Here is an 18,308-nt window from a genome sequence, read left to right on the forward strand (position 1 = left end):
CAGGTATTTTTACCCCAGCGGGGCACAAAGTTTCTGTGCCAGATCAATTATCACTTTGCTTTTAGCCAAAATTTATTTTTGGGTTTTCACCGCACGGCTGTGAGGTTTATGGCAAAGTTTCTTCGTAGTTTTCATGCGCCGCACAGTTTGTACGGGTTACTGAAAACGCAGTTGGGAAAAAACGCAGACGATCCCCGGCCCGAAAATTCTTCCCGGTTTTTGCAGCCGGGTGGGCCGGGGTCGTTGCGCATGGTCATGCCCGCACTTGCGGTTACGACGCTCTCCCCCGAGAGTGAGTACAGGCCCCAGGAGGGGCCAAATTTTTACTGACAGGCTTCGCAGTCTGGGTCGTCCAGAGAGCAAGCCTGCGGCACTGCAGCCGGTGCGGGTGCAGCCTGTTCTACAGGCGCTGCGGCGGCGGCACCATTGCTGCTGCCGTGTGCGCTTACCGCGTTCAGGGTGCCGCTGTTTACAGTGGATTTCTCTGTGGTAGTGGCAGCCAGGGCGCGCAGGTAGTAAGTGGTCTTCAGGCCGCGGAACCAAGCCATGCGATAGGTCAGGTCCAGCTTCTTGCCATCAGCGCCGGCAATATACAGGTTCAGGGATTGGGCCTGGTCGATCCACTTCTGGCGACGGCTGGCGGCATCCACAATCCAACGCGGTTCCACTTCAAACGCGGTGCGGTATTTTGCTTTCAGGTCTTCTGGTACGCGATCGATTTTCTGTACAGAACCCTCGTAGTATTTCAGGTCGTTAACCATGACCTGGTCCCACAGGCCGCGATCTTTCAGATCGTGTACCAGGTAGGGGTTTACTACGGTGAATTCGCCGGACAGGTTCGATTTCACATACAGGTTTTGATAAGTCGGTTCGATCGACTGGGAAACCCCGGTGATATTGGCAATGGTCGCGGTAGGGGCGATCGCCATCACGTTGGAGTTGCGCATACCCTGGGCTTTTACTTTTTCGCGCAGGCCGTTCCAGTCCAGAGTGGAGCTGGTGTCCTGATCGATAAATTGCTGGCCGCGCTGCTCAGCCAGGATCTGGATGGAATCCAGTGGCAGAACACCTTTGCTCCACAGGGAGCCTTCGTAAGTCTGGTACTTGCCGCGCTCAGCAGCCAGGTCGCTGGAAGCGGAGATGGCTTCGAAGCTAATCGCTTCCATGGTGTTGTCGGCGAAGGCGACGGCTTCATCGCTGGCGTAGGCGATGCCGGCTTTGTACAGCGCGTCCTGGAAGCCCATCAGGCCCATGCCCACAGGGCGGTGACGCATGTTGGACTGACGTGCACTTTCAACCGCGTAGTAGTTAATGTCGATAACGTTATCGAGCATACGTACCGCGGTTTTTACGGTATTAGCCAGTTTGGTGCGGTCGAGTTCACCGTTGTCAGTGATGTGTTGAGCCAGGTTGACAGAGCCCAGGTTACATACGGCGATTTCGTCGTCGGCCTTGGTGTTGAGCGTGATCTCGGTGCACAGGTTGGAGCTGTGTACCACACCGGCGTGCTGTTGCGGGCTGCGCAGGTTGCAGCTGTCTTTAAAGGTGATCCAGGGGTGGCCGGTTTCGAACAGCATGCCCAGCATCTTGCGCCACAGGTCGAGAGCGCGGATTTTCTTGAACAGGCGCAGCTTGCCTTCGGCAGCCAGTTGCTCGTAGTGGTTGTAGCGCTCTTCGAATGCGGTGCCGAACAGGTCGTGCAGGTCCGGGCAATCGGCCGGGGAGAAGAGGGTCCACTCTTTGTCTTCGAACACGCGCTTCATAAACAGATCGGGGACCCAGTTGGCGGTGTTCATATCGTGGGTGCGGCGGCGGTCGTCACCGGTGTTTTTGCGCAGCTCGAGGAATTCCTCGATATCCAGGTGCCAGGTTTCCAGGTAGGCACACACAGCGCCCTTGCGCTTACCGCCCTGGTTGACGGCTACTGCGGTGTCGTTGGCCACTTTCAGGAAGGGCACAACACCTTGGGACTTGCCGTTGGTGCCTTTGATATAGGAACCCAGGGAGCGCACTGGCGTCCAGTCGTTGCCGAGACCGCCGGCCCACTTGGACAGCATGGCGTTGTCGCGGATTGCGCCGTAAATACCGTGCAGGTCGTCCGGTACTGTAGTCAGGTAGCAGGAGGATAGCTGCGGACGCAGGGTGCCGGCGTTGAACAGGGTCGGGGTGGAGCTCATGTAGTCGAAAGAGCTCAACAGGTTGTAGAACTCTACCGCGCGCTCGTTCTTGTTTTCTTCGTTAATGCTGAGGCCCATGGCGACGCGCATAAAGAAAATCTGCGGCAGCTCGAAACGAATATCATCACTGTGCAGGAAGTAGCGGTCGTACAGGGTCTGCAGGCCCAGGTAGGTAAACTGGTGATCGCGTTCGCCTTTTAAAGCTTCGCCGAGTTTTTCCAGGTCGAAGGTGGCCAGGGCTGGGTCCAGCAGGTCCAGCTCGATACCCTTTTTCACGTAAGCGGGCAGAGTGGAAGCGTAGAGTTTTTCCATCTCGTGCTGGGTGGCGCGCTCGGCGATATCGAGGAAGCGCAGGGCTTCGGAGCGCAGCTTGTCCAGCAGTAGGCTGGCTGTGGCGTAAGTGTAATTTGGCTCTTTCTCAACCAGAGTACGCGCAGTAATTACCAGGGCGGTATTGATATCGTTTTCGGAGACGCCGTCGTAAAGGTTCTTCAGGGCCTCGCTGAGGATGGCCTCGGCGTTAACGTCTTTCAGACCTTCACAGGCTTCGCTGACAACAGTGCGTAGGCGCTCCATATCCAGGGGAACGAGGCTGTCGTCGTCGAGTTTAACGCGGATGCTGGGGTGCGCATCGACAGCCTGTTCGGTTTGACTGGCACTTTTTTCTTTTTCCGCGCGCAGGCGTGCGTGCTCTTCGCGGTAGAGTACGTAGTCGCGGGCAACCTTGTGTTCACCGGCGCGCATCAGGGCCAGTTCCACCTGGTCCTGAATTTCCTCGATATGGATAGTGCCGCCAGAGGGCATGCGACGCTTAAAGGTGGCGCTGATCTGGCCAACCAGCTCCTCGACTTGCTCGTGTACACGGCTGGACGCAGCGGCGGTGCCGCCTTCAACAGCGAGAAAGGCCTTGGTAACGGCAACGGAAATTTTGCCATCGTCGTAGGGGACAACGGTACCATTGCGCTTGATGACGCGGATCTGGCCCGGTGCGGTGGCGGCCAGAGTGGTGCCGTCAGTAGCCTGGTCGCTGGTTGTGCCTGATTTTGCCGCAGGCACGGTTTGAGAGCGCCCTGTCTCTGTGTGCATGTAAATCTCCGAAAGGTTTGTATTGTTGTCTGTCCGCGTGTGTTCACCAGAACAGCGCCACTGGACTGCGTGGCATGTGCGGAGCGAGTCCATCGCTTGGCCAGTGATTCCTCCCACACCGTGAAGGCACTGGAAACAGGCGGCTCGGTGGCCGGCATTCAATTAAGCTTTGCCGGCTGCTGCCTGTGGCGGATCATTCCTTTCCGCCCGCTTACCTCTGATTCTGCTTTGAAAAAAGCAGCGTCTGGCACCGGCCGCCAAAAAGTGTGGCGGAGTGCCGGGATTCGCCCCTAGATTTGGGGATGCTCAAGGTCCCTTACCCCAATATATAGGGGGTATGCCTCGAGCGCGCTACAAGATAATGCGGTAGGCGGGTCAGTTCAAGCCGAATAACTTTGTGGTTGTTTGTGGATAAATTGTGGGTAGGCGTGTTGAGTCAGTAGCCACTTCTGCGGCAGGTCCCGCCACAGCTGGGCTGCATGGCATTTATCAGTGAAGGGAGAAGGGTAATACAAGCTCTTACAATTTTTTTTAATAGCCGGGGCGTTCTAAATTAACAACGGCAATAACCATTTGCGAATGTGCGCAATTTGAGCAAGTTGGTACTAAGATGATCAGTTTTGTGGCGTGATTTTTTTGTTGCAACATGCCTGGTTATTATTTGTTCATCCGTATTGTTTCGTCTGAACCTGTATTTTGATGCCACGAAAAAAGTGCGTGGTCGTTTTTTATACGGATGTCAGTTGGTGGAGGGGTGGTAGGGCGGAGGATGGGCCAGTCGACAGGTTGTAAATAACGCCATCGACCGACGCATAATAAAACCTTACTGGCTGTGCTCCTGTAAAAACTCCATGAGTGCTTTCTGTGCATGTAGGCGATTTTCCGCCTCGTCCCACACCTTGGAAATACGCTCGTCCTCCAGTAATTCGGCGCTGACTTCCTCACCGCGGTGCGCTGGCAGACAATGCATGAAAATTGCGTCTTCGTTGGCGTGGCTCATCAGCTCGTGATTCACTTGATAGCGGTCGAAGGCTTCTCTGCGGGCTTGTTGTTCTGTCTCCTGGCCCATGGAAGCCCACACATCGGTACTGACCCAGTCGGCATCGCGCACGGCCTCCACAGGGTTATGCACAACTTTTACCCGATCGCCGGCGGCAGCGACAATATCGGCATCTGGAGCATATCCTTGGGGGCAAGAGATACGTAGTTCAAAGTCGCAAAGCCGCGCCGCATTGATATAGGAGTGGCACATATTGTTGCCGTCGCCCACCCAGGCCACCACTTTGCCCGCGGGGCTGCCGCGGTGTTCGACGAAAGTCTGGATATCGGCGAGTAACTGGCAGGGGTGGTAACTGTCAGATAAAGCATTGATTACGGGCACCCGTGAGTGGGCTGCGAAGCGCTCCACATTTTGATGGCCGAAGGTGCGGATCATTACTATGTCGACCATGCGTGAGATCACCCGAGCGCTGTCTTCGATAGGCTCGCCGCGCCCTAGTTGGGTGTCGCGCGGTGACAGAAACAGGGCGCTGCCACCCATCTGCGCCATGCCTGCTTCAAAAGAGACACGGGTGCGAGTGGAAGACTTTTCAAAAATCATTCCCAGCACTTTGCCGCGAAAAAGGTCAGTGGTAATGCCCTGGTTGCGCAGGGTTTTTAATTCGATAGCGCGTTCGGTAATTTGTTTTAGCTCCTCTGCGGAGAGATCCATTAAGGTGAGGAAATGCCTGGTCGCCATAAATTGTTCTCCTTTGAGTGCTTCAGACTGCCTGCGGGGTAAATTGTTGAATCAGAGTGCTGACATCGTCGGCCAGTTGCTGGCACTCCTCGTCAGTAAGGGTGAGTGGAGGCAGTAGCCGCACCACATTGCCGGCGGTGACGTTGATCAGTAACGCCTGCTCCCTAGCCCGCTCAACCAGCTCAGCGCAAGGGTGGTTGAGTTCAATACCGATCATCAGACCCTGTCCGCGAATATCCACAACCTCAGGGCAATCGCCCAGTCGCATGCGCAGGGAGTGTAGTAATTGTTCGCCCAGTTTTTCTGCGCGCTCGATTAACCACTCGCCCTGAAGAGTCTCCAGCACGGCAAGACCGGCACGGCAAGCGAGAGGGTTGCCGCCGAAGGTCGAACCGTGGCTGCCAGCGGTGAAAAGGCCGGCAGCCTTGCCGCGGGCGAGACAGGCGCCGATAGGGACACCATTGCCGAGCCCTTTGGCGGTGGTTAATACATCCGGCACTATGTCGGCGTGCTGGTAGGCAAACATTCTGCCGCTGCGACCGTTGCCGGTCTGGATCTCATCCAACATTAACAGCCAGTCGTGTCGATCGCAGAGTGTACGAAGTTGTTTTAGGTAATCGGTATCTGGTACGCGGACACCGCCTTCCCCTTGTATTGGTTCCACCAGTATGGCGACGATATCGCTGTGCTGTTGTGCCAGGTTTTCAATGGCTTGCACATCGTTGAAAGGCACCCGCAAAAAACCCTCGGGTAAGGGGGCGAAGCCCTGTTGTGCCTTTTCATTGCCTGTTGCCGTAAGCGTGGCGAGTGTTCGCCCATGGAAAGCGCCCTCCATAACCACAATTTGCGGTGTCACCAGCCCGCGCTCATTACCGAGTTTACGCGCTAGCTTGATAGCGGCCTCATTGGCCTCAGCACCGGAGTTGGAGAAAAATACATTATCCATACCCGATAGGAATACGAGCCGGTCGGCCAACTGCTGTTGGGGAGGAATGTTGTACAGGTTGGATACATGCAGCAGGGTGTTGGCTTGCTCCTGTAGGGCTTCGGTGACTTTTGGGTGACAGTGGCCAAGACCGCAGACGGCGATACCGGAAATAGCGTCCAGGTAGCGGTGGCCGCGATCATCCCACACGTAGTTTCCCTCGCCGCGGACTAGGGTCAGGGTCCTTTCGCCATAGTTGTGCATCAGTGTGTGGGGGGGCACTGAGACGCCTCCTTATTTAATCGTTGGGTTTGTTTAATAGAAGCTATTTCCGCAGATAATTCTGTTTGATGTATTTTAATCTGCAAATTATATTGTTGAACTAATGCTAACACAGCCTTTGCGGCGTGTGGGCCATCTATTTGATTTCTCTTTGTAAAGGATGGGGCCATTGGGGAGTGGTGCGCATTTTTTGGCTATGCACTACTGCGGGTACTTATTCCCCCCTGCGCTGAGGTACAATGGCCGACCGTGCGCAATGGCTGGGTGCCGATGCGATACACGTTAATAAATTTGCTTCCACCACCTGAGGTTTCTCACGCTTATGGATACACTGGAGAACATCAAACAGCAGATTGCTGACAACGACATTCTGCTCTACATGAAAGGTAGCCCCAACGCGCCCCAGTGCGGCTTTTCCATGCGCGCCTCCCAGGCGATGATGGCCTGCGGTAAGCGCTTTGCTTATGTGGATATCCTGGCTAATCCAGATATTCGCGCTGAATTGCCCAAGTATGCCAATTGGCCGACTTTCCCTCAGCTTTGGGTGAAGGGTGAGTTGGTCGGCGGTTGCGACATCATTATGGAAATGTATGAAAATGGTGAGCTGAAAACCCTGATCGATGAGGCATCGGCGGAGAGTGAAGGCGAAGGTTAATTTTCGTTTTTGCTTCGATGTATCTGCCTGGTGAAAGCGGCAGTACATGGTTGAGAATAAAAAAACCGCAGTTGAAACTGCGGTTTTTTTATACCTGTTAAGGTTGTTCTAATTATTTGCCAGAGTGGCCGGCTGCAGTTTCCATTTGAGTTTGCAGGTAGTTTTGAATGCCCACTTTGTCAATCAGTTCGAGCTGAGTCTCCAGCCAGTCGACATGCTCTTCTTCGGAGTCGAGAATTTTTTCCAGTAATTCACGGCTGCCGTAATCGCGTACCGATTCACAGTAGGCGATGGCTTCGCGCAGATCGGGAATTGCTTTGGATTCAATCTTCAAGTCGCACTTGAGCATTTCCTCGGTATTCTCACCGATCATCAATTTGCCCAGGTGCTGCAGATTGGGGATACCCTCAAGGAACAGGATACGCTCGATCAGCCAATCGGCGTGTTTCATTTCATCGATGGATTCGTGGTATTCCTGTTTGCCCAGCTCTTTTAAACCCCAGTTGTCGTACATGCGCGCATGCAGAAAATACTGGTTGATAGCTACCAGCTCATTGCCCAGTACTTTATTTAAATGTTCGATAACCTTGGGATCGCCTTTCATAGCTTTTGCTCCTGTGGCCCTGCGAGCTAGATAACACCCTCAGAGAATTCCTATTTGTTGGTTACTTGAAATAAGTAGCAATAAAAAGTCACTAAATTGTGTTAGTCACTTATGTCTGCAGCTGACCGATTTCCCACAATTTATTTTAGGGTGATAGCTGCAATCCGGGCCGAGTTTGCGTTGCGATTTGCGGCAAGTCAAGAAGAAGTTGTTAGCTGCGGAATGCAGAAAAAACACGGTTTTTAACACGAATTTGGCCGAAAATAGCAACGAAAATGATTCTTGTTTAGGTTGCAGTGTCAGCTGGCGAGCTTTTTTTGAATAGCAGATATTATTTGCTGAATTTCAGTAGAATCGGTTTCACTCCTAATAAAGTTTTTATTGTCGTTGGCCAGACGTTGCAGATAATTAAATAGTGCAGTCTTGTCTTTTTCCCTTTGGCAAACTTCGGCGAGATGTTCCAATGCGTTGAGTAAGTGGCGCATAAAAACGCCATTGGCGCGGCCGTGTTCGACGATTTCATCCAGTGAAGCATCAAGCAGCTGAGCAAATTCCAATTTGCAGCTGATTAGGCGTAAAGCTCCGCTGGAGTCAGTAAAACAATTCGCAGGTTCCGGTCTTTGCAGCACAGTACCCAGCCCCTCAATGAGGCGGTCAACACATGAATAGGCTGTGAAAGGATCATTAATACCGGGGGATAGTGCACGTACTGCAATCTGTGATAACTGGCGCACTGAAAACACAATGTCCTGCTCGGCAGTGGGCAATGCGCCAATTTGTAGGGCGGACTGCAGTGGTGGAATTATCTTTTCAGGGTTGTCGCCCTGATAAATTCTGCCGATGTGTCCCCAGTGATGCACATAGGAGCCTGGGTGACAATGGACCTGCACACAGCAATTAAATTTTTCCGCAATGGCAATCATTTTTTCCCGATCGATGATTTGTATATAGCCCCCGCGGGGAGTGGGTAAGGGGATCCACCCAGGCCCCAGTGCCAGGCGCTCAGTATCGAAGTGCTCGCCGCGTTTGGGCTCTGTTGAGCTTGGGTATTCACGGTTTATTGCCTGGTGGAATTCCAGGTTGATCTGGTGGGCGATGTTATCCACTTGGATGGATTGCGCCACGTTGTGGATGAAATAAACGAGGTAGCCGACGCTGATTAGAGTGAGCAGTAAAGCGACTTGGATAGCAAAGCCATAGGTAGTGATTTCCCCAGTGCTACCCTCAATACCGCGCATTGTGACCAGTGCATAGACATAAGTTGAGAGAAAGATCCCGAGGGACCCCTGGGTACTGCGATCGCGGATAAAGTTTCTTACCAGGTGAGGGCCAAATTGGTTGGAGGCAAGGGTTAGGGCCACCACAGTAATTGAGAATACAGTACCGGCAACTGTAATAGTTGAACCGGCAATTACCGAGAGCAAGGCGCGTGCGCTGTTAACGTCGGTCATATGCAGCCAGTCGAGAGTGGCGATATGGCCTGTTTCAAATACAGGCAGTGCGCTTAAAAGGGCGTCCAGCTGACGCATCAGGTAGGCGAGCAGCAACGCCGACAGAATCATCACGAGTGGCACACTCCAAAAGCTGGAGCGAAGCCGTTCATAGAAGTGTAAGAGGTGCTTCTTCATGGGCAAAGCTGAGCACATTGATGTGCACCCAGCTTAGCGCACCGAGTGTGATTGCCAGAAGTCTAGGGAAAGCTGCAGGGGTAGGGCTTTAAGTATAACTGGCCGCCATTCATGGCAATCTATTCGTGCGCGGCGGCCAAAAAGAGAGCTTAGCTGGCGGAGTAAAACAGTCCGCTGGTGGCAGAGGAAATCATTCCGGTACCCAGGGTTTCACTGATAATTTCCTTGGTCTGCTCGGCGCAGCGACCGCACTGGGAAGAAACTCCGAGCTGGCGTCTTAAGGCCTTCACTGATGTGGAGCCATCGTAGACAGCCTCTTTGATTTGGCGGTCGGTTATACCTTTACAGATACATACATACATCGTGGTGGGCTCTGCTCGATTTCTGTTCAATACTAGACTGATGTGAATCCTATTGCAATTGAGAATGAGTGTCAATAAGATTCCAGAAAGATTAAAAAGCGACCTCTGTGTTTCTTTTTTATGCGAATTATCGGTTGTTTTTTCCTAATTTGAGGCCTGGTTCACGCATAGCTTTTCCGCTATCAGGCTCATTAAAAAAATTTATGGGCCTGCAATTAGTGGATGTGTATCATAGCGGCCCACTATCAATTCCTATTCAATTTATAGCTGTTGCGTATAAATTGAACACTTCACTCTCTTTATCAACAACCCATCATTGGATTGAGGAGGTTTTCATGGCAGTACTGGTAGGCAAGCCGGCTCCGGACTTCACCGCTGCAGCGGTATTGGGTAATGGCGAAATCGTCGATACCTTTAACCTGAAAGAAGCGATTAAAGGTAAGAAAGCAGTAGTTTTCTTCTATCCGCTGGACTTCACCTTCGTATGTCCCTCTGAGCTGATCGCTTTCGACCACCGCTTTGCCGAGTTCGAAAAGCGTGGTGTTGAGGTAATCGGTGTTTCCATCGACTCTCAGTTCTCTCACAACGCATGGCGTAACACCCCGGTCAACGACGGTGGTATCGGTCCAGTAAAATACACTCTGGTTGCCGATGTTAAGCACGAAATCTGCCAGGCGTACGACGTAGAAGCTGACGCTGGCGTTGCTTTCCGTGGCTCTTTCCTGATCGATGAGGAAGGTTTGGTTCGTCACCAGGTTGTGAACGATCTGCCACTGGGCCGCAACGTTGACGAAATGCTGCGTATGGTTGATGCTCTGGCGTTCCACCAGGAGCATGGTGAAGTTTGCCCGGCCGGTTGGCAGGAAGGCGACAAAGGTATGAACGCTTCTCCGGAAGGTGTAGCGGCTTACCTGAGCGAGAACGCTGAGAAGCTGTAAGCTCAAGTTCGCTGGGCTAGCTCGAAGCTAGTCCCGATGCAGAAAAAACCGCCGAAAGGCGGTTTTTTCGTTTTAATGAGTGCCAATACGCAGATCTATGCGGGTGGCATGGGGATTCACACAAGACTAATGGCAAGCGACTAGAATTCAGCAGTCAGTCCTGCGTGGCGCCTAAATAGAGTTTTTGCCCGTTGGCTGCTAGTCTTATCTGCATGTACCGGATTGCTTTGGCGGCTCGATTTGCTTATGAGACCTGCAATTCTTTCAAATATCGTCTACCACCTACGTGCCTGGAAGGCGTGTACCATTCTTTCACTACTGCTCCTATGCGCTGTGGCGCTGCCTGTGCGGGCGATGGATATAGACGCCAGGGCCAAGGAGTTCGATCGATACTTCCGCAAGATGATGGCTGGCAAGTCGATCCCCGGTGGTGCCTATGTCATTGTTGATGGCAACCGGGTGGTGGCCATGGACACTTACGGTGTGCGCACACGCGGAAAGAAAGGTAAGGTGGATTCGGATACCGTTTTTCGCCTGGCCTCGGTCTCAAAGACCTTTGCCGCTAGTATGGCCACTCTGTTGGAGCATGAGGAGCGCTTTAATTGGGATGACAAGGTCGTCAATTATGTGCCGGATCTTAGCTTCAAGACGCCGTCCCTGTCTCGCCAGCTGCAGGTAGAGCATTTACTCAGTCACTCCTCCGGCTTAACGCCCAATGCCTACGATGATTATCTGGAGGACAATAAACCGCTCAGCAAAATATTGCCGAAATTCGCCAATATTGACCCACGCTGTACTCCAGGGAAATGCTATGGCTACCAGAATGTGCTGTTCAGCCTGATTGAAGATGTGATTCTTGAGGCGACAGGTACCACCTTTGCCAAACAACTCAAGACGCGAATCTTTGTACCGCTGAAAATGCAGAATGCCTCAGTGGGTTGGGAGAGCTTTATGGCCTCGGACAACCGCGCCGCGCCGCATGTGCAAACAGGCAGTGGCTGGCGTCCGGTGAAGGTGGAAAAAGAGTACTATTTCGCTGCCCCAGCGGCGGGTGTCAACGCCAGTATTTCGGATATGGCCCAGTGGTTGAAAGCACAAATGGGTTACTACCCCAAGGTACTTTCTCCCGCAATGATCGAGGATATGACCACCGAGCGAGTGTCCACTCAGCGCCATATGCGCCACCGTATCTGGCGGGATTACCTATCTCATGCCGGTTATGGCCTCGGCTGGCGTCTCTACACCATTGGTGATGACCGCATTATCTATCACGGTGGTTGGGTGGCAGGTTTCCGTGCGGCAGTTGCCTACTCGGAGAAACTAAAAATCGGTATCGCCATTTTGCTGAATGCCGAATCCCGGGTGATCTCCGATATGACCGCCAACTTTGTGATCGACGTGACAGGCAGCAAGGGCAAAGCCGCTACGCTCAAGGCTAAGGCCAGTCGCAAGCGTTAGTTGACTGTGTAATAGTCAATAATGTACTCCCCTTAAAGCCCCAGTTGGTGGGGCTTTAAGGGGAAGTCCCAACCCTAAAATGTCTTCTTGAAACCCCACCGTTTCCCGTAAAGTCTAATCTGAATAGCGAATTACTGTCAGCGCCGTTTGAGTTACGGCATCATGCAGATATCCTCTATTTCCAGCTTTGCCCTTGAAACCTGTCAGCAGGTCCCAATATTTGCTCCCTGTTCCGATTGACGTGTATGGGGAGACCTACAGATGACCGTTGAGGCCCACAAAGAGAGCCACGGGTTCCAGACAGAAGCCAAGCAACTGCTGCACCTGATGATCCACTCGCTCTACTCCAATAAGGAGATTTTCCTGCGCGAGCTGGTATCCAATGCCTCCGATGCCGCTGACAAGCTGCGCTTTGAAGCGCTGTCCAAGCCAGAATTATTTGCTGATGATACGGATTTGCGTATTCGTATCGAGTTCGATAAAGATGCGGGCACCCTGACCATTACCGATAACGGTATTGGTATGAGCCGTGACGAAGTGATCGAAAACCTCGGTACCATCGCTCGCTCCGGTACCTCCGCCTTTATGCAGCAACTCACCGGTGACCAGAAAAAAGACGCGCACCTAATCGGTCAGTTTGGTGTTGGTTTTTACTCAGCATTTATTGTCGCCGATAAAGTGGATGTGTTTACCCGTCGCGCAGGTGCAGAAGCCGATCAGGGTGTGCACTGGGAGTGTCACGGCGAAGCGGAATATTCCGTAGAAAATGCAGAGTTGCCCCAGCGCGGTACCCGTGTCGTTCTACATCTGAAAGAAGATGCCAAAGAGTTTGCCGATGGTTGGCGCCTGCGCTCCATTATTAAAAAGTACTCCGACCATATCGCTATTCCGGTAGAGATGCTGAAAGAGGAAATGCCGGCGGCAGAGGGTGAGGAAGAAAAAGAAGAGAAGGCGCCCGAGTTTGAAGCGGTCAATGCGGCCCAGGCGTTGTGGACCCGCCCGCGCTCCGAAGTGAAAGCCGAGGAGTACAAAGAATTCTATAAGCATATTTCCCACGACTTTGATGATCCACTCAGCTGGAGCCATAACCGCGTTGAAGGCAAGCAGGATTACACCAGCCTGCTGTATATCCCGGCGCGCGCACCCTTTGACTTGTACCAGCGCGATGCCGCCCGCGGTCTCAAGCTTTATGTACAACGCACTTTTATCATGGACGACGCCGAGCAGTTCCTGCCGCTGTACCTGCGTTTCGTGAAGGGTGTACTGGACTCCAACGATCTGCCGCTAAACGTTTCCCGTGAAATCCTGCAAAAAGACCGCAATACCGATGCGATCAAAAGCGCACTGACTAAGCGTGTGCTGGATATGCTGGATAAGCTGGCGAAGAAGGATGGTGACGAGTACCAGAAATTTTGGGACCTGTTTGGCAATGTGCTGAAAGAGGGGCCGGCCGAGGATTTCTCCAACAAAGAGAAAGTGGCCAAGCTACTGCGTTTCGCCACCACGCATACCGATACCGACAAACAAGATCAGTCCTTGGAAGACTACGTCAGCCGCATGAAAGATGGCCAAAAGGCGATCTACTACGTATGCGCAGACAACTTCGCGACAGCGAAATCCAGCCCTTACCTGGAAGTATTCCGCAAGAAGGGTATCGAGGTGCTGCTGCTCACCGATCAGGTGGACGAGTGGTTCGTGGGCCATATGAACGAGTTTGATGGCAAGCCGTTCCAGGACGTGGCCAAAGGCGCGCTGGATTTGGGTGAAGCCGAGAGCGAAGAGGATAAAGCCGAACGCGAGAAAGTTGAGAATGAGTCGGGTGCGCTGGTTGAGCGCGTTCAGTCTGTTCTGGATAGCCGTGTGGAATCTGTACGCGCTACCACTCGCCTGGTGGACTCGCCGGCGTGTCTGGTGGTGAGCGAACAGGATATGGGTCCGCAGATGCGCCGCATCCTCGAACAGGCCGGACAGGCGGTACCTGAGGCCAAGCCAATTTTTGAAATCAACCCATCGCATCCGCTGGTACAGCGCCTGGATCAGGAGCAGGATGAGGATCGCTTTGCCGACCTCACCAATATTCTGATGGATCAGGCCAACTTGGCGGCGGGTAACCAGCTAACAGATCCGGCCGACTATGTGCGTCGCCTGAACACACTGCTGCTGGAAATGCACGACTAAGTTTTAATCAGTTGTTATTGGCTTTCAGGAGCCTGGCGCGGTGATTTCTTCGGAAGTTCTTGCGCCTTATTTCTGCGGCCTCAGCGGAACAGCCCGGTTGTGCAACCGGTAGCTTGTCCCGCTGGGGCCGTTTTCCGTTTTTGGCGTGTTAATTTGTAACTTAACGCGCAAGATCCTGATAGTTGAACCCTTTGGGCTGAGCGGGTCATACCTCTATAATCCCTGCCCTCGAGAAGCTTTATCGGTATCAATATGCAAAAGGAAACTTCCAACCCTCTCTCCATCGCTGTATTGGGCGGCGGTAGTTTCGGTACGGCCATTGCTAATATTATTGCGGGTAATGGTCACGATACCCGCCAGTGGATGCGGGATTCGGAGAGCGCGGAAGCCTGTCGAGAAACCCGTGAGAACAGCAAGTATTTGCCCGGAGTGGCCCTGCACCCAGAGCTTTGTATCAGCAGCGACCTGCAGGAAGTGGTACGGAACTGCAATATTGTATTTGTCGCTATCCCCAGTAAATCTTTCCGTGAAGTGGTCCGCCGGGTGGCCCCGCTGCTAAAACCGGGCACCATGTTGATTTCCACCACTAAGGGAATAGAGCACGGCAGTTTTCATTTGATGAGCGATATCCTGCGCGAGGAGACCCAGGGTATGCGCGTGGGGGTGCTGAGTGGGCCCAACTTTGCCAAGGAAATTGTCGCGGGTCACTACACCGCAACCGTGGTTGCCAGTGAAGATGAAGCGCTGTGCAAGGATATCCAGTCCGCGCTGCACTCCGAGACCTTCCGCGTTTACTCCAGTAACGATGTATTTGGCGTGGAACTGGCGGGGGCGCTGAAAAATATTTATGCCATTGTCACCGGTATGGCGGCGGCCTTGGACCGGGGGCAAAATACCATCAGTCTGCTGATTACCCGTTCGCTCGCAGAGATGATGCGCTTTGCCGAGGCTATGGGTGCAGACCCGATGACTTTTATAGGCCTCGCCGGCGTTGGCGATTTAATCCTGACCTGTTCCTCCGACCTCAGCCGTAACTACCGGGTAGGTTATTTGGTGGGCAAGGGCAAGCCTTTGGATCGTGCTGTCGCGGAAATCGGTCAGGTTGCCGAAGGGGTGAATACGGTTCGTCTGATTAAAAAGAAAGCGGATGAAATGGGCGTCTACATGCCCTTGGTTTCCGCAATTCACGCCATATTATTTGAAGAGCGGCCGATTCCTGAGGTAATTCGCAATTTAATGTCGGGCGCGCAAACTTTTGATGTGGCCTACTCGGCCAAGCCTTGATGGAAGCCTCTTATGAAAAATGATGATTTAAAGCGCAACCTGACTTCCGGGAACCAGTGGGTGCGTCTGATCTATATGGTGCTGTTTGCGATCTGCCTGCAGATTGCCAGCTGGGTGCTACTCGCGGTGGTTGTGCTGCAGTTCCTGTTCTCGATTATTGGTGGCAGTGCCAATGATAATTTGCGTCGTTTTGGCGACCAGCTCGCCTCCTATATTTACCAGGCGATACAGTTTTTAATTTACAACTCTGAGGAAAAGCCTTTTCCTTTTGCAGAGTGGCCGGAATCTGAAGTGGACGATCTCTCCGGTTACGAGGGCGCGCAAGAGGTTAATACAGAAGTTATGGCTTCCGATGATGAAGCCGAGACCGAGAAAAAAACTGAGTCCAAAAAGGAAGAAGAAGCTGAGGAGGCCATTATCCTCGGTAGTGATGACGGTAAGCCCGAGCTGGTAGAGGAGAGCGCAGAGGAGTCCTCAACGCCCTTCAGTGAGCAGAAGGGTGAGTCTGACAAGCGCGGCGACACACACTAAACCGATTGAGGCGAAGTCAATGCAGCTGTTTATCCTGCGTCATGGTAAGGCCGAACCCATGTACGGTAACGATGCCGGCCGCGCGCTTACGGAGCGCGGTCGTAAGCAGGTGGCGCAGGTATGCAAAGAGCGCGCTGGGGAGTTGTCCTCCGTGCGCGCTATTTGGGCGAGCCCATTTGTGCGCACTCAGCAGACAGCTGATATTGTCTCCGCCCACTTGGGGTTGCCTGTTGTTACCGAGTCATTGCTGATTGGCGATACCGATCCGCAGCAGCTACTCGACAAGTTACAGAAACAGCAAGCCGATCATTTCCCTCTTCTCCTGGTGAGCCATCAACCACTGGTGGGTAGCCTGTTGAACGGTCTATGCGGTAGTGGCAATCAACACCCGATGGGGACTTCCAGCCTCGCCTGTGTCAGCGCGGAGGTCTGGGCCAATGGTTGTGCTGAGTTGCAGTGGTTACAGCACGCCGGCTAGCCATTTTTCCCTCCGGTTTTTACCCTTTGCCTTCAAATCCCTAGGTTGCTGGCGCTAACTGTCATTGCCTGCGGGCCTTTGGACCTGCACCATCTGGCTCTTTAATATTCACTTTCTTCTGGAATCAGCGCGCATGAAGCAAGCCGCCCCCCGTGAGATCAGCTTGGAATTCGACAGCAAGACCATTGCCGCAAAGCAGTGGGGGGATGGCACAGGGGAGCCGGTATTGGCACTGCACGGATGGCTGGATAATTGCGCCAGCTTTGATCGTCTGGCCCCACTCTTGAAAGGCGTTAATTTGGTCGCCGTGGATATGGCAGGCCATGGGCGCAGCTACCATCGGTCTCCCCATGCTAATTACAATATTTGGGAAGAAGCTGAGGATATTATTGGTGCCTCCGAAGCACTGGGCTGGCGCAATTTTTCTTTACTGGCCCATTCCCGCGGTGCTATTGCCAGTGTGATAACGGCAGGCACCTTCCCCAAACGCATCAAACGCCTGGCCCTGATTGATGGCCTGGTACCTCCTGCTACCAAGGATAGCGAGGCGCCGGAAATTCTCGCTAAGGCTATCGCCCAGCGTGCCCGTTACAGCCAGCGCAGGGCAAAGATTTACCCCACTTTTGAGGGGGCGGTAGAAGCGCGTATGAACGGCATGTTCCCGCTGACAGAATGGGCGGCGCGTGCGCTGGCCGAGCGGGGGACCCTGCCACTAGAAGGTGGCTTCACCTGGAGTAATGATCCGCGCCTGATGGCGGCGTCCTCTGCCAAGCTTAACGAGGCACAGGTGCGCGCTTTTCTATCCCGCCTGAGCATGCCGGTGCGCCTGGTGCTGGCGAAGGAGGGGATTGCGAATATGATCGAGCGGCTGCGTCCGGTGTTGGAGAGCTATAAGACGATCGAGGTTAGGGAAATACCCGGCAGCCATCACCTGCATATGGAAGAGGGCGCCGAGGGCATTGCCGAATGGTTTGGTCCCTTCCTGCGTGGAGAAGCTTAGAAGGGCACCCGCTTTGAGTAACTGCCGGGGTCCATTTCACGCACTTCTACCGAGACCGCCGGTACCCCATCGGCAAATTGGCACAGGCAGTTAAAAACCGCTGAACTCAACGCTTCACGCTCGCGGTTGTTGCGGCCTGCCAGTAGGCGGATTTCCGCGTGAATAAAGCTATCGCCGTGCTCACCGGCAATAAACTGGTCGTAGGCCTTGGCGCGGGTTTTGATGGTATGGGAGGCGAATAAGCCGGAGCTATGCATTGCCTCTTGAGCCGAGCTGACCAGGGCGGCGACAGAAATACGTTCTTCCAGGTTTTTTGCGTATTCGATGATCAGATGGGGCATGGTATTCACTCTGTGAAGCTGTGCGGCCCAGGGGCCGAACAGCGTGGGTGAGTGTATCTCGTTAATTGCGAATCAGGGAAAGGAATTCATTGCGTGTTACCTGGCTGCTGCGGAAAGTGCCCAGCATCGCGGAGGTTTTCATCATAGAATTCTGCTTTTCCACGCCACGCATCATCATGCACATATGCTTGGCTTCGATGATAACACCTACGCCAGTAGCGCCGGTGACATTTTGTAAGGTCTCGGCGATTTCCACGGTTAGTTGTTCCTGAATTTGCAGGCGTCGTGCGAACATATCTACGATACGTGCCACCTTGGATAGACCGATAACCTTACCATTGGGAATATAGGCTACGTGGGCGCGGCCGATAAATGGCAGCAAGTGGTGCTCACATAAAGAGTAGAGTTCGATATCCTTAACCAACACCATTTCGCTGCAATCGGTGGGGAAGAGCGCATCGCCGACCACCTCTTCCAGGGTTTGTTTATAACCACGGGTCAGGTATTGCATGGCTTTGGCGGCACGCTCAGGAGTATCTTTGAGTCCGGGGCGTTGTAGGTCTTCGCCGATTGCTTCAATAATTCGTGCGTAGTGTTCGTTCATGCTGCTCTTTCCAACATCTCAGCCCGAGGGGCGGGTGCG

At 53.3% G+C, this 18,308-nt stretch carries 17 protein-coding genes; 9 read left to right on the forward strand and 8 right to left on the reverse strand.

The window, feature by feature from the left end:
• Nucleotides 1-323: 323 nt before the first annotated feature.
• The gene (locus ACJJIT_RS04655; protein ID WP_444900124.1) at nucleotides 324-3,263 is read right to left on the reverse strand and encodes a ribonucleoside-diphosphate reductase subunit alpha; all 2,940 of its coding nucleotides are present in this window, start codon (nucleotides 3,261-3,263) and stop codon (nucleotides 324-326) included.
• A 39-nt stretch (nucleotides 3,264-3,302) separates the two neighbouring features.
• On the opposite strand from ACJJIT_RS04655, the gene ACJJIT_RS04660 reads away from it, so the two are divergent.
• Nucleotides 3,303-3,557: a hypothetical protein gene (locus tag ACJJIT_RS04660; protein ID WP_444884105.1), complete on the forward strand. Its 255-nt coding sequence runs from the start codon at nucleotides 3,303-3,305 to the stop codon at nucleotides 3,555-3,557.
• A 529-nt stretch (nucleotides 3,558-4,086) separates the two neighbouring features.
• On the opposite strand, the gene argF is transcribed toward ACJJIT_RS04660, so the two are convergent.
• Both argF and ACJJIT_RS04670 read right to left on the reverse strand, forming a co-directional pair.
• Nucleotides 4,087-5,001 carry an ornithine carbamoyltransferase gene (argF, locus tag ACJJIT_RS04665; protein ID WP_444900125.1) on the reverse strand — a complete coding sequence of 305 codons (915 nt, stop codon included), beginning with the start codon at nucleotides 4,999-5,001 and terminating at the stop codon, nucleotides 4,087-4,089.
• Nucleotides 5,002-5,023: 22 nt separating this feature from the next.
• Complete coding sequence (locus ACJJIT_RS04670) at nucleotides 5,024-6,208, reverse strand: acetylornithine transaminase (protein ID WP_444900126.1); 1,185 nt, start codon at nucleotides 6,206-6,208, stop codon at nucleotides 5,024-5,026.
• Nucleotides 6,209-6,530: 322 nt separating this feature from the next.
• Here ACJJIT_RS04670 and grxD point away from each other — a divergent pair, with 322 nt between their 5' ends.
• Entirely contained in the window at nucleotides 6,531-6,863 is a 333-nt protein-coding gene (grxD, locus tag ACJJIT_RS04675; protein WP_444884108.1) for a Grx4 family monothiol glutaredoxin, read from the forward strand.
• A gap of 112 nt (nucleotides 6,864-6,975) precedes the next feature.
• Here grxD and bfr read toward each other — a convergent pair whose 3' ends face one another.
• The 3 genes from bfr to ACJJIT_RS04690 form a co-directional block, all read right to left on the reverse strand.
• Nucleotides 6,976-7,467: a bacterioferritin gene (gene bfr, locus ACJJIT_RS04680; protein ID WP_252082861.1), complete on the reverse strand. Its 492-nt coding sequence runs from the start codon at nucleotides 7,465-7,467 to the stop codon at nucleotides 6,976-6,978.
• Nucleotides 7,468-7,766: 299 nt separating this feature from the next.
• Nucleotides 7,767-9,095: a DUF2254 domain-containing protein gene (locus tag ACJJIT_RS04685; RefSeq protein WP_444900127.1), complete on the reverse strand. Its 1,329-nt coding sequence runs from the start codon at nucleotides 9,093-9,095 to the stop codon at nucleotides 7,767-7,769.
• 149 nt (nucleotides 9,096-9,244) lie between these two features.
• Complete coding sequence (locus ACJJIT_RS04690) at nucleotides 9,245-9,487, reverse strand: bacterioferritin-associated ferredoxin (RefSeq protein WP_435583619.1); 243 nt, start codon at nucleotides 9,485-9,487, stop codon at nucleotides 9,245-9,247.
• 305 nt (nucleotides 9,488-9,792) lie between these two features.
• Between ACJJIT_RS04690 and ACJJIT_RS04695 the strand changes: the two genes are divergently transcribed.
• The 7 genes from ACJJIT_RS04695 to ACJJIT_RS04725 all read left to right on the forward strand — a co-directional run bounded on the left by ACJJIT_RS04695 (nucleotide 9,793) and on the right by ACJJIT_RS04725 (nucleotide 17,324).
• Nucleotides 9,793-10,395: a peroxiredoxin gene (locus ACJJIT_RS04695; RefSeq protein WP_252082857.1), complete on the forward strand. Its 603-nt coding sequence runs from the start codon at nucleotides 9,793-9,795 to the stop codon at nucleotides 10,393-10,395.
• Nucleotides 10,396-10,641: 246 nt separating this feature from the next.
• Nucleotides 10,642-11,853: a serine hydrolase domain-containing protein gene (locus ACJJIT_RS04700; RefSeq protein WP_252082855.1), complete on the forward strand. Its 1,212-nt coding sequence runs from the start codon at nucleotides 10,642-10,644 to the stop codon at nucleotides 11,851-11,853.
• 261 nt (nucleotides 11,854-12,114) lie between these two features.
• Nucleotides 12,115-14,031, forward strand: a complete 1,917-nt coding sequence (htpG, locus tag ACJJIT_RS04705; protein ID WP_252082854.1) for a molecular chaperone HtpG — start codon at nucleotides 12,115-12,117, stop codon at nucleotides 14,029-14,031.
• Nucleotides 14,032-14,283: 252 nt separating this feature from the next.
• Nucleotides 14,284-15,315, forward strand: coding sequence for an NAD(P)H-dependent glycerol-3-phosphate dehydrogenase (locus ACJJIT_RS04710; RefSeq protein ID WP_444900128.1), 1,032 nt, complete (start codon nucleotides 14,284-14,286; stop codon nucleotides 15,313-15,315).
• 12 nt (nucleotides 15,316-15,327) lie between these two features.
• The gene (locus tag ACJJIT_RS04715) at nucleotides 15,328-15,846 is read left to right on the forward strand and encodes a DUF4389 domain-containing protein (protein WP_444900129.1); all 519 of its coding nucleotides are present in this window, start codon (nucleotides 15,328-15,330) and stop codon (nucleotides 15,844-15,846) included.
• Between the two features lie 19 nt (nucleotides 15,847-15,865).
• A complete protein-coding gene (sixA, locus tag ACJJIT_RS04720) occupies nucleotides 15,866-16,324 on the forward strand; it encodes a phosphohistidine phosphatase SixA (RefSeq protein WP_444900130.1) in 459 nt (152 codons plus the stop codon).
• Between the two features lie 133 nt (nucleotides 16,325-16,457).
• Nucleotides 16,458-17,324: an alpha/beta fold hydrolase gene (locus ACJJIT_RS04725; protein ID WP_444884112.1), complete on the forward strand. Its 867-nt coding sequence runs from the start codon at nucleotides 16,458-16,460 to the stop codon at nucleotides 17,322-17,324.
• Here the strand turns inward: ACJJIT_RS04725 and ACJJIT_RS04730 are convergent.
• Nucleotides 17,321-17,665, reverse strand: coding sequence for a 5-carboxymethyl-2-hydroxymuconate Delta-isomerase (locus ACJJIT_RS04730; RefSeq protein ID WP_444900131.1), 345 nt, complete (start codon nucleotides 17,663-17,665; stop codon nucleotides 17,321-17,323). The genes ACJJIT_RS04725 and ACJJIT_RS04730 overlap by 4 nt on opposite strands.
• A 61-nt stretch (nucleotides 17,666-17,726) precedes the next feature.
• Nucleotides 17,727-18,269 (reverse strand): GTP cyclohydrolase I FolE, encoded by a 543-nt coding sequence (gene folE / locus ACJJIT_RS04735; protein WP_444900132.1) that lies wholly within the window; start codon nucleotides 18,267-18,269, stop codon nucleotides 17,727-17,729.
• Between the last annotated feature and the right edge of the window lie 39 nt (nucleotides 18,270-18,308).

This window comes from Microbulbifer mixtoriginis (SeqCode) (assembly GCF_052467515.1).

Excerpts from the sequence above, each read along its gene's own strand:
- ACJJIT_RS04710 (WP_444900128.1), top strand. The coding sequence starts at position 14,284 with ATGCAAAAGGAAACTTCCAACCCTCTCTCCATCGCTGTATTGGGCGGC.
- argF (WP_444900125.1), bottom strand. The coding sequence starts at position 5,001 with ATGGCGACCAGGCATTTCCTCACCTTAATGGATCTCTCCGCAGAGGAG.
- ACJJIT_RS04725 (WP_444884112.1), top strand. The coding sequence starts at position 16,458 with ATGAAGCAAGCCGCCCCCCGTGAGATCAGCTTGGAATTCGACAGCAAG.
- ACJJIT_RS04715 (WP_444900129.1), top strand. The coding sequence starts at position 15,328 with ATGAAAAATGATGATTTAAAGCGCAACCTGACTTCCGGGAACCAGTGG.
- ACJJIT_RS04695 (WP_252082857.1), top strand. The coding sequence starts at position 9,793 with ATGGCAGTACTGGTAGGCAAGCCGGCTCCGGACTTCACCGCTGCAGCG.
- bfr (WP_252082861.1), bottom strand. The coding sequence starts at position 7,467 with ATGAAAGGCGATCCCAAGGTTATCGAACATTTAAATAAAGTACTGGGC.
- ACJJIT_RS04685 (WP_444900127.1), bottom strand. The coding sequence starts at position 9,095 with ATGAAGAAGCACCTCTTACACTTCTATGAACGGCTTCGCTCCAGCTTT.
- ACJJIT_RS04700 (WP_252082855.1), top strand. The coding sequence starts at position 10,642 with ATGAGACCTGCAATTCTTTCAAATATCGTCTACCACCTACGTGCCTGG.
- grxD (WP_444884108.1), top strand. The coding sequence starts at position 6,531 with ATGGATACACTGGAGAACATCAAACAGCAGATTGCTGACAACGACATT.
- ACJJIT_RS04655 (WP_444900124.1), bottom strand. The coding sequence starts at position 3,263 with ATGCACACAGAGACAGGGCGCTCTCAAACCGTGCCTGCGGCAAAATCA.
- ACJJIT_RS04730 (WP_444900131.1), bottom strand. The coding sequence starts at position 17,665 with ATGCCCCATCTGATCATCGAATACGCAAAAAACCTGGAAGAACGTATT.
- folE (WP_444900132.1), bottom strand. The coding sequence starts at position 18,269 with ATGAACGAACACTACGCACGAATTATTGAAGCAATCGGCGAAGACCTA.
- sixA (WP_444900130.1), top strand. The coding sequence starts at position 15,866 with ATGCAGCTGTTTATCCTGCGTCATGGTAAGGCCGAACCCATGTACGGT.
- htpG (WP_252082854.1), top strand. The coding sequence starts at position 12,115 with ATGACCGTTGAGGCCCACAAAGAGAGCCACGGGTTCCAGACAGAAGCC.